13 protein-coding genes are annotated in these 13,209 nt (G+C 64.3%); 12 read left to right on the top strand and 1 reads right to left on the bottom strand.

All coding sequences use genetic code 11. The features are described from left to right. Nucleotides 1-58 precede the first annotated feature (58 nt). Together JP75_RS20660 and gltX are read left to right on the top strand one after the other, a co-directional pair. Nucleotides 59-1,726, top strand: coding sequence for an NAD+ synthase (locus tag JP75_RS20660; protein WP_035086568.1), 1,668 nt, complete (start codon nt 59-61; stop codon nt 1,724-1,726). Next, nucleotides 1,723-3,048 (top strand): glutamate--tRNA ligase, encoded by a 1,326-nt coding sequence (gltX, locus tag JP75_RS20655; protein ID WP_035086567.1) that lies wholly within the window; start codon nt 1,723-1,725, stop codon nt 3,046-3,048. Before JP75_RS20660 ends, gltX begins: the two co-directional genes overlap by 4 nt. On the opposite strand, the gene JP75_RS20650 is transcribed toward gltX, so the two are convergent. After that, a complete protein-coding gene (locus JP75_RS20650) occupies nt 2,993-4,147 on the bottom strand; it encodes a DUF2865 domain-containing protein (protein ID WP_035086566.1) in 1,155 nt (384 codons plus the stop codon). The two genes, gltX and JP75_RS20650, sit on opposite strands and share 56 nt — an antisense overlap. A 138-nt stretch (nt 4,148-4,285) precedes the next feature. On the opposite strand from JP75_RS20650, the gene JP75_RS20645 reads away from it, so the two are divergent. The 10 genes from JP75_RS20645 to JP75_RS25540 form a co-directional block, all read left to right on the top strand. Further along, nucleotides 4,286-5,293 (top strand): fumarylacetoacetate hydrolase family protein, encoded by a 1,008-nt coding sequence (locus tag JP75_RS20645; protein ID WP_035086565.1) that lies wholly within the window; start codon nt 4,286-4,288, stop codon nt 5,291-5,293. A gap of 163 nt (nt 5,294-5,456) precedes the next feature. After that, nucleotides 5,457-5,885: a c-type cytochrome gene (locus tag JP75_RS25545; protein WP_160194744.1), complete on the top strand. Its 429-nt coding sequence runs from the start codon at nt 5,457-5,459 to the stop codon at nt 5,883-5,885. A gap of 361 nt (nt 5,886-6,246) precedes the next feature. Continuing rightward, entirely contained in the window at nt 6,247-7,680 is a 1,434-nt protein-coding gene (cysS, locus tag JP75_RS20635; protein WP_152565937.1) for a cysteine--tRNA ligase, read from the top strand. 185 nt (nt 7,681-7,865) lie between these two features. Then, the gene (locus JP75_RS26365) at nt 7,866-8,198 is read left to right on the top strand and encodes an endonuclease domain-containing protein (protein WP_051961035.1); all 333 of its coding nucleotides are present in this window, start codon (nt 7,866-7,868) and stop codon (nt 8,196-8,198) included. 72 nt (nt 8,199-8,270) lie between these two features. Then, on the top strand, nt 8,271-8,654 hold the full coding sequence (locus tag JP75_RS20625; RefSeq protein WP_035086561.1) for a VOC family protein: 384 nt from the start codon (nt 8,271-8,273) through the stop codon (nt 8,652-8,654). Continuing rightward, complete coding sequence (locus JP75_RS20620) at nt 8,641-9,111, top strand: GFA family protein (protein WP_035086559.1); 471 nt, start codon at nt 8,641-8,643, stop codon at nt 9,109-9,111. Before JP75_RS20625 ends, JP75_RS20620 begins: the two co-directional genes overlap by 14 nt. Further along, entirely contained in the window at nt 9,112-9,642 is a 531-nt protein-coding gene (locus JP75_RS20615; RefSeq protein ID WP_051961032.1) for a GFA family protein, read from the top strand. Next, nucleotides 9,642-10,133 (top strand): GFA family protein, encoded by a 492-nt coding sequence (locus JP75_RS20610; protein WP_035086558.1) that lies wholly within the window; start codon nt 9,642-9,644, stop codon nt 10,131-10,133. The genes JP75_RS20615 and JP75_RS20610 overlap by 1 nt, the downstream gene beginning before the upstream one ends. Before the next feature lie 20 nt (nt 10,134-10,153). After that, complete coding sequence (gene cimA, locus JP75_RS20605) at nt 10,154-11,797, top strand: citramalate synthase (RefSeq protein WP_035086556.1); 1,644 nt, start codon at nt 10,154-10,156, stop codon at nt 11,795-11,797. Between the two features lie 146 nt (nt 11,798-11,943). After that, the coding region (locus tag JP75_RS25540) for a hypothetical protein (protein WP_051961027.1) at nt 11,944-13,209 on the top strand (1,266 nt) is incomplete at its 3' end.

Below are 13,209 nucleotides of genomic sequence, written 5' to 3'. Positions count from 1 at the left end.
GTCTTGCCCGCGTTCGGCCGCGGGCCGGGCGGTCCGTCCATTTGCTTAGGTTTCCCCCGTGACCGACCAGCTCAGAATTGCGCTCGCCCAGCTCAATCCCAAGGTTGGCGACCTTCCCGGCAATCTCGCTCTGGCCAAGAAGGCCCTTGCCGATGCCGTCGCCGCCAAGGCCGACATCCTGATGTTTTCCGAGCTGTTCCTGACCGGCTATTTCCCGGACGATCTGCTCTTCAAGCCCCAGTTCGTCACCGACGCCATGGCCGCAGCCCAGACGCTGGCCGCCGAAACCGCCGGCACCGATGTCGTCCTCGTCCTTCCCACCATCTGGAAGGATCAGACCGGCCTCCACAACGCCGTCATCGTCGCCGAAAAGGGCCATATCTTCGCCCTACGCTTCAAGCGCGAGCTGCCCAATGACGACGTCTTCTACGAAAAGCGCTACTTCGCCGCCGGCCCGCTGCCGCTGCCGGTGACCATCAAGGGCGTCTCCGTCGGCATCCCGATCTGCGAAGACATCTGGCACCCATGGGTCTGCGAGCACCTGATGCGCGAAGGCGCCGAAATCCTGCTCTGCCCCAACGGTTCGCCCTACTGGACCAACAAGCAGCACATCCGCAAGGAACTGGTGCGCAAGCACGCCGTCGAGCACGATGTGCCCCTGATCTATCTCAACCAGGTCGGCGGCCAGGACGAACTGGTCTTCGACGGCGCCTCCTTCGCCATCGCCCCCGGCGACAAGCTGGTGCTGCAGGGAAAAAGCTTCGAAACCGATTTCCTGATCTCCGACTGGCATCGCGAAGGCGACACCTGGACCTCCACCAATGGCCGCATCGAAGAGCTGACCTCGGTCGAAGAAGCCCCCTGGCGCGCCGCCGTCCTCGGCCTCCGCGACTATGTCTTCAAGAACGGCTTCAGCCACGTCGTCCTCGGCCTCTCCGGTGGCATCGACAGCGCCGTCGTTGCCGCCATGGCCGTCGATGCCTTCGGACCCGAAAAAGTCCACTGCATCATGCTACCCTATCGCTACACCTCGGACGAAAGCCTCAAGGACGCCAAGGATTGCGCCGAGCGCCTCGGCGTCCGCTACGACATTGTCTCCATCGGTAATCCGGTGGACGACGCCCTCGTCGAACTCGCGCCGATCTTCGACAATCGAGCGCCCGATCTCGCCGAAGAAAACATCCAGTCGCGCATGCGTGGCGTCGTGCTCATGGCTGTCTCCAACAAGCTCGGCTCCATGCTGCTCACCACCGGCAACAAGTCCGAAATGGGCGTCGGCTACGCCACCATCTATGGCGACATGAACGGCGGCTACAATCCGCTGAAAGACATGTTCAAGATGGAAGTCTATGCCCTGGCCGATTGGCGCAACAAGCACATGCCCGGCGACAGTTTTGGGCCCAAGGGCGAGGTCATCCCTCAGTCCATCATCGACAAGGCCCCCTCGGCCGAACTTCGCCCCAACCAGACCGATCAGGACAGCCTCCCGCCCTATCCGGTGCTGGACGATATTCTGCGCTCCATCGTCGAAGACGAAATGAGCCTCGGCGACGTCGTCGCCCGCGGCCACGATCCCGCCCTCGTCAAGCGCATCGAGCGCCTCATCAACATTGCCGAATACAAGCGCCGCCAGTCCGCGCCGGGTCCGAAACTGACTCCGCGCGCCTTCGGCCTCGGCCGCAAATACCCCATCACCAATGGCTATAAGGACGTGACCGTCGGATGACCGTCGTTCGCTGGGCCCCGTCTCCCACGGGCTGCATCCATCTCGGCAATGCCCGTCCGGCGCTGCTCAACTGGTTCTTCGCCCGCCGCACCGGCGGCCGCTATGTCCTGCGCATGGACGACACGGACCTCGCCCGCTCCACCCGCAAATTCGCCGATGGCATCGAGGTCGATCTGGCTTGGCTCGGCGTCACGCCGGACCTGCTCGTCCGCCAGTCCGAACGTACCGCGCTTTATGACGCCGCCCGCGACAAGCTGATCGCCGCCGGCCGCCTCTACCCGGCCTACGAAACCGAAGACGAACTCGACCGCAAGCGCGCCCGCGCCCGCCTCCTCGGCAAGCCCCCGATCTACGACCGCGCCGCCCTGAGCCTCACCGAAGAAGACAAGGCCAAATACGAAGCCGAAGGCCGCAAGCCGCATTGGCGCTTCAAGCTCGACGGGCGTCCGGTGCAATTTGAAGACCTCATCAAGGGCCAGCAGACGGTCAACACCGCCTCCATGTCCGATCCGGTCCTCATCCGCGCCGACGGTTCCTATCTCTATACGCTGCCCTCCGTCGTCGATGACGTCGACCTTGGCATCACCCACGTCATCCGCGGCGAAGACCACGTCTCCAATACCGGCACCCAGATCGAGATCATCGAAGCTCTGGGCGGCACGGTCCCGACCTTCGCCCACCACAATCTCCTCACCGACGCCGCCGGCCAGGGTTTTTCAAAACGCTTGGGCTCGCAGTCGATCTCCGATTTCCGCACGGAAGGCTATGAGCCCCTGGCAGTCGCCATCATGGCGACCCTAACCGGCACCAGCCTCCCCATCGAGCCCTACGAAAGCCTCGACGCTATCGCCGAAAAACTCGAACTCTCGATGATTTCGCACGGCGCCGCCCGCTTCGACCCCGCTGAGCTCGACAGCCTCAACGCGCGCCTTCTCCACACCATGTCCTACGAGGAAGCGCTGCCGCGCCTTTCGTCCATGGGCCTCGAAGGCGAAGCCATCTGGCTGCTCCTGCGCGAAAACCTCGTGCGTTTCCCCGATATCGCCGAGTGGTCAAAACTCGTCACCGGCCCCATCGAGCCGGTCATTGCCGACGAAGATCGCGAATTCCTCGACCTCGCCAAGGCCATGCTGCCGCCGGAGCCCTGGGACGAAACCACCTGGTCGACCTGGACTAACGCCCTCAAGGGCGCGACCGGCCGCAAGGGCAAGGCTCTCTTCCTGCCCCTCCGCATGGCCCTGACCGGCCGTCACGATGGCCCAGAGCTTAAGTCCCTGCTCGTCCTGCTTGGGCGTAAGGCGTGTCTGGACCGACTACCCTGACGGTTTTCTCCCCGAAGTGAACGATCCGCAGGTCCGCCTCGGCGGGCTCGCTGGCGCTCGGACGCACTGCCACTTCGCCCGGACCGGCAGGACGCGGGCGGGGAAAGGGTACATCGATCGTAGCGACCGCCGCCACGGCCTCGACGGGCGCCGCCTGAACCGGCGTCACGGGCACCACGCCGCGCGGATCGCGCCGGGGGAGGGGGAAGGACAGACCGGCAATATCGATCATCGCCCGCGCCTCGCCGCCGCCGGAAGCCGTCAGCGTCACCGTGCCATCGGCCTTCGGCGCCACCTTGCAACTGGCATTCTTGTCGAACTGATTGCGATAGCCAAAGGCGGTCGGCAGCGACGTATAGGGCGCGCCATACATATTGCGCATCTGCTCCGGCTCCTGGCCGGGATTGTCGTAATAGTAGAGCTCCACCTGCGTGTTCGGACACATGGCCTGACACTGCTGCGCATCATTGCCGATATAGTCGGGCAGGGTGGAGTAGCTGATCGGCCAGAAATAGCCGTCCGAAAGCCGCACGCAGACCGTGCGCACGGTCGCATAGCCCTGATAGCCCCAATAGTCCCCGCCATCGACGAAATCGCCATTGGTGAAATCGCCTTCCGAGGTGGACCCGAAGACGCGATCGAAGATCGACTGGCGTTCCTGGTTGAACGTTGCCGACGAGCCGGCATTGCAACCGAAGCGCGCCATTTCCTGAAGGATAGCTTCGCGCTGCTGCGCCACGGCATTCGCCGTATCGACCGATTGGGAAACCTTGGCATAATCGTCGCGCAGCCGCAGCACCGCCCGGGCGATCTGCTGGCACTGCCGCGTCAACTGCTGCCCGGCCCGCGCCGCATCGTTACAGCCCTCGCGGATATATTGGCTTTCCGCCGCCTGCACGTCGCGTTGCAATTGTCGCGCCGCGCCCGAATTGTTCTGCATCTGCCGGAAATCGCCATTGCGGTCGAACTGATAGAGGGCGCTTTCGAGCTGCCGGCACTGGGTCGATTGGGCATAGACGGTCTGCACATCGAGCGAAAAAATCAGCGCCGCCAGAAGCAGCAAAATCGATGCGCGAAAACCGGAAGCAGATAAAGTCACGAATGGGTCCTGTTCGTCGGCCAGAAGAGGTGGCCGTATGTCGCCTTAAGACATCGCTGGCGAGGATGGCAACACTATAGCAATCTGAAACGCCGACGATATCGCCGCCGAGCAACACAAAAGAGAGATCGCCCGTCCATGAAACTCGCCACCCTCCGCGCGAACCGCCCCGACGGGCAATTGGTTGTCGTTTCCCACGATCTCTCGCGCTGCGTTTCCGCCGGCCGCATTGCCCCGAGCCTCCAGGCGGCGTTGGACGATTGGGACCGCCTTTCTCCCGCCCTCGCAGCCCTTTCCACCCAGCTCGACAAGGGCGAAATATCGGGCCAGCCCTTCGAACCCTCCGCCGTTCTCGCCCCGCTCCCCCGCGCTTTCCAGTGGATCGACGGCGCCGGCTACATGGGCCACCTCGAACGCGTCCGTTCCCTCAAAGGCAGCAAGGACGAAGAACTGCAGTCGGTCCGCCCGCTGCTCTATCAGGGCGGCTCCGATTCGCTCTCCGGCGCCTCCGACCCCATCGTCGTCCCCGAAGACGATCTCGCCCTCGATTTCGAGGTCGAAGTCGCCGTCATCATCGGCGCCGTCCCCATGCGCCCCAGCCGCGAACAGGCCGCCTCGGCCATTCGCCTCGTCACCATCTGCAACGACGTCTCGCTCCGCCGCCTCGTCGCCGACGACCTGCAAAACGGTTTTGGGTTTTTCCACTCAAAACCCTCCACCAGCTTCGCCCCCGTCGCCGTCACCCCCGATACCCTTGGCGATCGCTGGCGCGATAACCGCCTGCACCTGCCGGTACGCGTCGAGGTCAATGGCACGCTCTACGGCCAGCCCAATGCTGGCGTGGATGTCCACTTCGATCTCGTCGATCTCATTGTCGAAGCCGCCCGCACCCGCCAGCTTGGCGCCGGCACCATCATCGGCTCCGGCACCATCGCCAACCATCACGATGCAACCCTGCCGATCAAGGAAGACGGCATCGGCTTCGGCTGCATCGCCGAGGCGCGCACCGCCGAAAAAGCGAAATTCGGCCGCGCCCGCACGTCGTTCCTCAAGCCCGGCGACCGCGTCCGCATCGCTGCCATCGGCACCGCAGGCCGCTCGGTTTTCGGCGATATCGACCAGACCGTGGTAGCCCTAAGGCCCTGACCGCAATTCGGTAACATTCCTGTGTTGGCGTTGGGGGCGATGCTGCCGCATGGCAGTGTCGCCCTGCCGGAGGGAGGAGACCGGCAAGCCGTCGCCGACGCTTGGAGCAGTCGGCAGCAAACGCATGTTGAGGGTGCAGTTTATGATATCTACGAAATTTTCCGTGCTTGCCGTCGCAGGTCTCCTCGCCATCGGCACAGTCGCGGCCATGGCGCAGGATGCCTTTACGCCCCCGGCGACGCCCGAAGAGGCCGTCACCCAGCGCCAGGCCCTGATGCGTGAAGATGGTGGCATTCTTCGTCAGGCCGGCAATCTCACCGGTGCCGAGGCCGTCGCCGCCCTGACCAAGCTGCGCGACAACTACAGCCACATCCCCGCCCTTTTCCCCGAAGGCTCGATCGTGGGTGAATCCGAAGCGCTCCCGGCCATCTGGGAAAACTTCGACGCCTTCACCGCCATCACCGAGGTTGGTGTCGCCGCTGCCGAAAGCGGCATTGCCGCCGCCGAAGCCGGCGATGCTGCCGCCTATGCCGCAGCCCTTCAAACCATTGGCGGCACCTGCGGCCAGTGCCACCAGCAGTTTCGGAGCTGAGCTGCGGCCCGCAGGGAAAAATCGCTCCGGTGGAGCGATTTTAGCGGCTCAGGCCATGAGACCTACGGTCGAATGGCGGTCAGGAGCGGCACAAGAATTCGCTACAAGGCCCATGGCGGCGTGGCGCTTACCAGATCATCCTCCCTGGATGATGTTCGCCTCCAAAGCGAAATGGGCGGCCCTCGGGCCGCCCTCTTTTCTTTTGCGCTTGATTTCTTGTCGGCGCCCGGCCAATCTCCGCCCCATGAAGACCACGTGCATCATTACCGTCTGCATTATTACCTGCTAACCCAAGCGTTGGCGGAGCGGTCTTCTTCATCTAAAATTTTCTGAAGATAGAGGCTCCCGCCAGAGCAAGTGCATGTCTGGCCCACAGGACCTCTCGATGACCCCGCAGATATCTCTCTACAACACGCTCACCCGCACCAAGGCGCCTTTCGCGCCCATGGATGCGAACAATGTGCGCATGTATGTCTGCGGTCCCACGGTCTATGACTTCGCCCATATCGGCAATGCGCGCCCGGTCATCGTCTTCGACGTGCTCTTCCGGCTGCTGCGACATGTCTATGGCGAAAGCCACGTCACCTATGTGCGCAACATCACCGACGTCGACGACAAGATCAACGCCCGGGCCCTGCGCGATTTCCCCGATCTGCCGCTCAACGAAGCCATCCGCAAGGTGACTGAAAAGACCGAGGACCAGTTCCTGGCCGACGTCAAATCCCTCGGCACGCTCCAGCCCACCCATCAGCCGCGCGCCACCGAAAACATCACCGAGATGCAGACCCTGATCTCGGCGCTGATCGAGAAAGACCACGCCTATAATGCCGGCGGCGAAGTCCTCTTCCGCACCCGTTCCATGGAAGATTACGGCCAGCTCTCCGGCCGCAACCTCGAAGACAATCTCGCCGGCGCCCGCGTCGCCGTCGAAGCGCACAAAGAAGACCCCGCCGACTTCGTCCTCTGGAAGCTTTCGTCCGAAACCGAACCAGGTTGGCCCAGCCCCTGGGGCCGTGGCCGCCCCGGCTGGCACATCGAATGCTCCGCCATGTCCGAGCGCTATCTCGGCCAGACTTTTGACATCCATGGCGGTGGGCTCGACCTCATTTTCCCGCACCATGAAAACGAAATCGCCCAATCCCGTTGCGCCCACGGCACCCACGCCATGGCCAATGTCTGGATGCACAACGGCTTCCTGCAGGTCGAAGGGCAAAAAATGTCCAAGAGCCTCGGCAATTTCGTCACGATCAACGAGCTGCTCGAAACCGGCGCCATGGGCGGCCGCGCCTGGATCGGTGACGTCCTGCGCCTCGCCATGCTGATGACCCACTATCGCGAGCCCATCGACTTCACGGTGAAGCGCCTCGAAGAAGCCGAGGCAAAACTCCGCGACTGGCAACGCGCCGCCCGCGGCGCCACCCTCGCCGAAGGCGACGCCCCCGACGCTTCGGTGGTCAATGAACTCGCCGACGACCTCAACTTCCACCGTGCCAGCGTCGCGCTCGATTTCATCGCCAAGAAAGCCAATCGCGAAGAGGGCAATGCCAAACATTGCCTCGCCGCCACCCTGCGCTTCCTCGGCTTCAGCCTGGACAGCCTCCTCGACTCCAATGACGGCTGGGAAGCTCCCGCCCACATCGCCAACGCCATCGCCGACCGCCTCGCCGCCCTCAACGCCAGGGATTTCGCCAAGGCCGACGCCATCCGCAACGAGTTGGCCGAACAAGGCATCGCTCTCCTGGACTACAAGGACGAACAAGGCCAGCGCGCCACCAAGTGGGAGGTGAAGAGGTGATGGTAGCGTCCGCGCATACCCCTCACCCGTCTCGGCCTCCGGCTGATCCACCCTCTCCCGCAAGGGGCGAGGGGAGCTCCTCTGCCGCCCAATCCGCGGCGCCCCCTTCTCCCCTTGCGGGAGAAGGTGCCCGAAGGGCGGATGAGGGGTATTCCTCTCCAAAGCATCGCAAGATCTCAGGCTTGATGCGCGGCCGCGCCCGCTCCATGCGCCACGAGCCGACCGAAGCCGAACAGCGGTTGTGGAGTCTCTTGCGAAGCCGACGCTTCTCGGGCTTCAAATTCCGACGCCAGTTCCCCATCGGCAATTATATCGCCGACTTCATCTGTCTCGATGCCCGCCTCATCATCGAAGCCGACGGCGGCCAGCACGCCGAATCCCCGCACGATCTCACCCGCGACACCTATCTCCGCGCGCAAAATTTCCACCTCCTCCGCCTCTGGAACAACGACATCCTCGCCCGTCCCGACGACGTCAGCGAAACCATCTGGGCCACTCTCCACGAGAAACCCCAATGACAGCATCCCTCCTGACAGCCCCTGTCACCGCCACCCCATCTCCATGCCCACTCCAACCAAGGAGTGCACACCATGCTTGATCACGTCGGAATTCTCGTCGCGGACTGGAACAAGGCCAAGGCCTTCTACGACGCCGCTTTCGTCCCCCTCGGCATCAGCTTGCTGATGCAGGTGCCGGAAGAATATACCGGCGGCGCCAAGGTCGGCGGCTATGGCAAGGGCCATCCCGATTTCTGGCTGACCGAGGCCAAGGATACCGGCCCCGGCCGCCACTATGCTTTCGCCTCGGAAAATCGCGCCGCGATCGACGCCTTCTATGCCGCCGCCATGGCCGCCGGTGGCCGCGACAATGGTGCCCCGGGCCTCCGCCCGCATTACAGCGAAAACTACTACGCTGCCTTCGTGCTCGATCCCGATGGCAACAACATCGAAGTGGTCTGTCATGCCCCAGAATGAAGCCCATACCGGGGGCTGCCAGTGTGGCGCGGTTCGTTTCCGCGTCACACGTCTCGGCCGGCCCTCCATCTGCCATTGCCGCATGTGCCAAAAAGCCTTCGGCGGCTTCTTCGGCCCGCTGGTGACCTCCCACAACGCCACCTGGACCCGTGGCGAACCCAAATGGTTCCAGAGCTCGGACGCCGCCCGTCGCGCCTTCTGCGGCGATTGCGGCACCCCGCTCGCCTATGAAACCCGCTTCGGCCTCGAACTCGCCATCGGCGCCTTCGACGATCCCACCGTTGCGGCCCCCGAAATCCAGGTCAATCTCGCCGACAAGCAGCCCTTCTTCGATGGGCTGACCAGCCTGCCGGTGCGCAGCGAAGTCAGCGACGAATGGCGCGACTTCATGGCCGGCATTCACTCCAACCAGCATCCGGACCACGATACGGAAGCCTGGCCGCCGAGGCAGGAATAGATGTCCGGCACGGAGGAGAGCCTGGCCTGGCGCAAGGATGAAAGCGGAGACGATGTGCGTATCACCGGCGGCTGCCAGTGCGGCGCCGTGCGCTATGCGCTCCATCGCCAGCCCGCGCGCCCTTGCATCTGCCATTGTCGCATGTGCCAGAAGGCTTCGGGCAATCTCTTCGGCAGCTTTGCCGGCGTGCCCGCGCGTTTCTTCGAACTGACCCGCGGTCAGCTCTCGGTCTTTCGCACTTCGGACGAAGGCGAGCGCTGCTTCTGCGCGGCCTGCGGCACGCCGCTCGCCTGGCGCACGCCCGATCAGTCATGGGTTTCCATCACCATCGGCTCCCTCGATAATCCCGAAGCCATGCGCCCTACCCATTTTTATGGCGAAGAAGGCCGCATTTCCTGGGCGGCCGATGTCGTCGCCCATATCGCCACTATTACCGGCCAGGGCGATGATACGCTCGTGCAAGCCATCAAGCGCAATCATCAGCATCCGGATCACGACACCGATGCCTGGCCGCCCAAGGAGACCATCTGATGGATCGCTACAAGATGGACGTCAGCGGCGGCTGCCAATGCGGCGCCGTGCGCTATCACGCCACCGAAATGTTCGACAATTCGCACATCTGCCACTGCCGCATGTGCCAGAAGGCGGTGGGCAATATCTTCGCCGCCCTCGTCGCCGCCCCGCGTGAAGCCATTACCTGGACCCGCAGTGAGCCCAGCCGTTTCCGCAGCTCCGATAACGTCGACCGCGGCTTTTGCAGCAAGTGCGGCACGCCGCTTTTCTACGAAGACCTCACCGGCAACCGCGTCAATTTCACCATCGGCTCTCTCGATCACCCCGAGCTCTTCCCGCCCGGCGCCAATACCGGCAATGAAAGCCGCGTGCCCTGGTTCGATACGCTCCCCAGCATCGAGCATGGCGGCATTACCGAGGACCCAAACCGGCAGGATTGGTGGAGCGGCATCAAGGCCACCAACAACCAGCACCCCGACCACGACACGGCCACCTGGCCCCTGAAATAACCAAGACTACAGGCCCCCAAATGTCCCGAGACCGCCTCTATCTTTTCGACACGACCCTGCGCGACGGTGCGCAGACGGCCGGCGTAGAATTCTCGCTCGAGGACAAGATCGCCATTATTGACCTGCTGGAGGAGCTGGGCGTCGACTACATCGAAGGCGGCTATCCCGGCGCCAATCCCGTCGACACCGCCTTTTTCGAAAAGAAGCGCACCAGGAACGCCACCTTCACCGCCTTCGGCATGACCAAGCGGGCAGGGCGCTCCGCCGCCAATGACCCTGGCGTGCAGGGCCTCGTCAATTCGGCCGCCGCCGCGACATGCTTTGTCGCAAAAGCCTGGGACTATCAGGTCGAACTAGCCCTCGGCTCCACCACAGACGAGCACCTCGAAGGCCTCGCCGACACCGTCCGCACCGCCGCCTCGGCCGGCAAGGAAGTGCTTATCGACCTCGAACATTTTTTCGACGGTTTCAAGGCCAACCCCGAATACGCCCTTTCCTGCGTCACCACGGCGCTTGAAGCTGGCGCCCGCTGGGTCGTCCTCTGCGACACCAATGGCGGCACCATGCCCTCCGAAGTGCGCACCATCGTCGGCACCGTCCTCAAATTCGCCCCCGGCGAAAAGCTCGGCATCCACCCCCATGACGATACCGGCCAGGCCGTCGCCAATGCGCTCGCCGCCGTCGAAACCGGCGTGCGCCAGATCCAGGGCACGCTCAATGGCCTCGGCGAGCGCTGCGGCAATGCCAATCTCGTCACCCTGATCCCGACGCTGGTCCTAAAACCCTATTATGCCGAGCGCTTCGAAACCGGCATCACGCCCGAAAAACTCGAACGCCTGACCCACATCTCCCGCGCCTTCGACGATCGCCTCAACCGCGCCCCGGCGCGTCAGGCGCCCTATGTCGGCGCCGCCGCCTTCGCCACCAAGGCCGGCATCCACGCCTCGGCCCTGCTCAAGGATTTTTCGACCTACGAGCACGTCCCGCCCGAAACCGTCGGCAATGAACGCGCCATCATGGTCTCCCAGCAGGCCGGCAAGTCCAACCTGCTCACCGCCCTCGCGCGCCACGACATCGTCCTCGAAAAGGACGACCCCCGCCTCGAAAAGCTGCTGTCCACGGTCAAGGAGCGCGAAGCCCAGGGCTATTCCTATGACGGCGCCGATGCGTCCTTCGCCGTCCTCGCCCGCTCAGTTCTCGGCACGCTGCCGAGCTTCTTCGACGTCGAACACTATCGCGCCATGGTCGAACGCCGCCACAATGCGCAGGGCGAAGAGATCACCGTCACCGAGGCCGTGGTAAAAGTCCGCGTCGATGGCCAATTGCTGATGTCCGTCGCCGAAGGCAATGGCCCCGTCAACGCCCTCGACCAGGCCCTCCGAAAAGACCTCGGCATTTACTCCTCGCGCATCGAAGACCTGGAACTGGTCGACTTCAAGGTCCGTATCCTCGACGGCGGCACGGGCGCGGTCACCCGTGTACTGGTTGAAAGCCGGGACGGCAGCGGCGAGCGGTGGAGCACCATCGGCGTCTCGTCCAATATCATTGATGCGTCCTTTGAAGCTCTGTATGAATCAATCACATACAAGCTGTTGAAGACTGAAGCGGTGCAGTCGTCCTCAGTATTGGCGACTGCGCGGCCAGCTCAAAAGGCGACTGGCTGACAACCGTTCGGGAGGACAAACTGGCCGAAACTGCTCCGAAACGACCTCTCGCCCTGACGATCGGGGCAGTTGCCGTCACTCTGCTCGTCATTGCCGGCGTTTTTGTCGCCCCCACTGCAGTAAACTGCTTCAATAGCCCCGATGGCATGGGCCAGTGCATCAGAGGCAAGCTCGCCGATGCCGGCCTTTTCCCCAAGGCTCCGGCGGAGGCCGTGGCCGAGGTAGAAACGCCCGCTCCGGCCCCCGCTGCCCCCGCTGCGCCCGAAACCCAGCTTACCGCGCCGGCGCTTGATGTCGTGCCGCCGGCCGAAGTTCCAGAAAATCTCGTCGCTGCCAGCTTTGGCCTGTTGCGCGCCGAGCCCGATGGTTCCGTCGTCATCGCCGGCAGCGGTCGCCCCGGCAGCGAAGTCGAAGTCTATTCCGACGATACCCTTCTCGGTTCGACCACGGTCGAAAGCTCCGGCGATTGGGTTTTCGTACCCGATCAGCCTCTGCCAGCCGGCGGCGTTGAAATAACCCTCGCCGAACGCGGCAAGGAGGGCAGGGCGGCCCAGTCCTTCGTCGTCGTCGTCAACGAAGACAAATCCACCCAGCCGCTCGTCGTCGCCAGCGCGCCCGGCCAGGCGAGCGAAGTCCTACAGGGCCTGACCCGCACCGACGCGCCCGCCGCCGCGACTGCCGTCGCCACGGCCGAACCGGCAACGCCCACCCCAGCCGAGCCGACGCCTGTCGCCGTCGCCGCTGCAGCCACCACGGCTCCCGCCGCGCCTGCCACCACACCGGCCGCAACCGCAGCCCCGGCGGCAACGCCTACGGCTCCTGCCGCTGCGCCTGCCGAGACGCAGGTCGCCCAGGCTCCTGCCACGCCCGAAGCGCCTGCACCGACACCGGAAACACCCGCTCCGGCCGCTGCTGCAACGCCGGCAGCCACACCGGCACCTGCTCCGGCTGCAACCCCTGCGCCTGCAACAACTCCGGCGCCGGCCGCTACCCCCGAAGCAGCTCCAACGGCCGTAGCAACCGCCCCCGAACCGGCAACGCCCGCCGCCCCCGCCGCCGTCCCGGCCACTCAGCTCGCCGAGGTTCCGCCGACCATCGACGCCATCGAAATCGAAGGCGACCGCACCTTCTTCGCCGGCGGTGGCCCCGAAGGCGGCATTGTGCGTCTCTATGTCGATGACACCTTCATCGCCGATGCCACCATCGAAGGCGGCCGCTGGCTCGTCGAAGGCGGCGACGTTCTCGACGCGCCCAGCCAGCGCGTCCGCGCCGACCTGCTCGCTGCCGGTTCGCCTGACGTGATCGCCCGCGCCGAGGTCGACTTCGTCGTCGACATGCCGGCAACGGCGACCGAGCCCGCTACAGCCGTCGCCAGCGCCGAGGCACCCCCGGCGCCCGCACCTGCCGCTGCA

The organism is Devosia riboflavina (assembly GCF_000743575.1).
Taxonomy (GTDB): Bacteria; Pseudomonadota; Alphaproteobacteria; order Rhizobiales; family Devosiaceae; genus Devosia; species Devosia riboflavina.
Note: the sequence above shows the minus strand (reverse complement) of the source record. Positions and strands in the feature narration are given on the sequence as shown.

What these genes read in the sequence shown, in the direction of transcription:
- cimA (WP_035086556.1), top strand. Translation starts at nt 10,154, where the DNA reads ATGTCCCGAGACCGCCTCTATCTTTTCGACACGACCCTGCGCGACGGT.
- JP75_RS20615 (WP_051961032.1), top strand. Translation starts at nt 9,112, where the DNA reads ATGTCCGGCACGGAGGAGAGCCTGGCCTGGCGCAAGGATGAAAGCGGA.
- gltX (WP_035086567.1), top strand. Translation starts at nt 1,723, where the DNA reads ATGACCGTCGTTCGCTGGGCCCCGTCTCCCACGGGCTGCATCCATCTC.
- JP75_RS20620 (WP_035086559.1), top strand. Translation starts at nt 8,641, where the DNA reads ATGCCCCAGAATGAAGCCCATACCGGGGGCTGCCAGTGTGGCGCGGTT.
- JP75_RS20645 (WP_035086565.1), top strand. Translation starts at nt 4,286, where the DNA reads ATGAAACTCGCCACCCTCCGCGCGAACCGCCCCGACGGGCAATTGGTT.
- JP75_RS20625 (WP_035086561.1), top strand. Translation starts at nt 8,271, where the DNA reads ATGCTTGATCACGTCGGAATTCTCGTCGCGGACTGGAACAAGGCCAAG.
- JP75_RS20610 (WP_035086558.1), top strand. Translation starts at nt 9,642, where the DNA reads ATGGATCGCTACAAGATGGACGTCAGCGGCGGCTGCCAATGCGGCGCC.
- JP75_RS26365 (WP_051961035.1), top strand. Translation starts at nt 7,866, where the DNA reads ATGCGCGGCCGCGCCCGCTCCATGCGCCACGAGCCGACCGAAGCCGAA.
- cysS (WP_152565937.1), top strand. Translation starts at nt 6,247, where the DNA reads ATGTCTGGCCCACAGGACCTCTCGATGACCCCGCAGATATCTCTCTAC.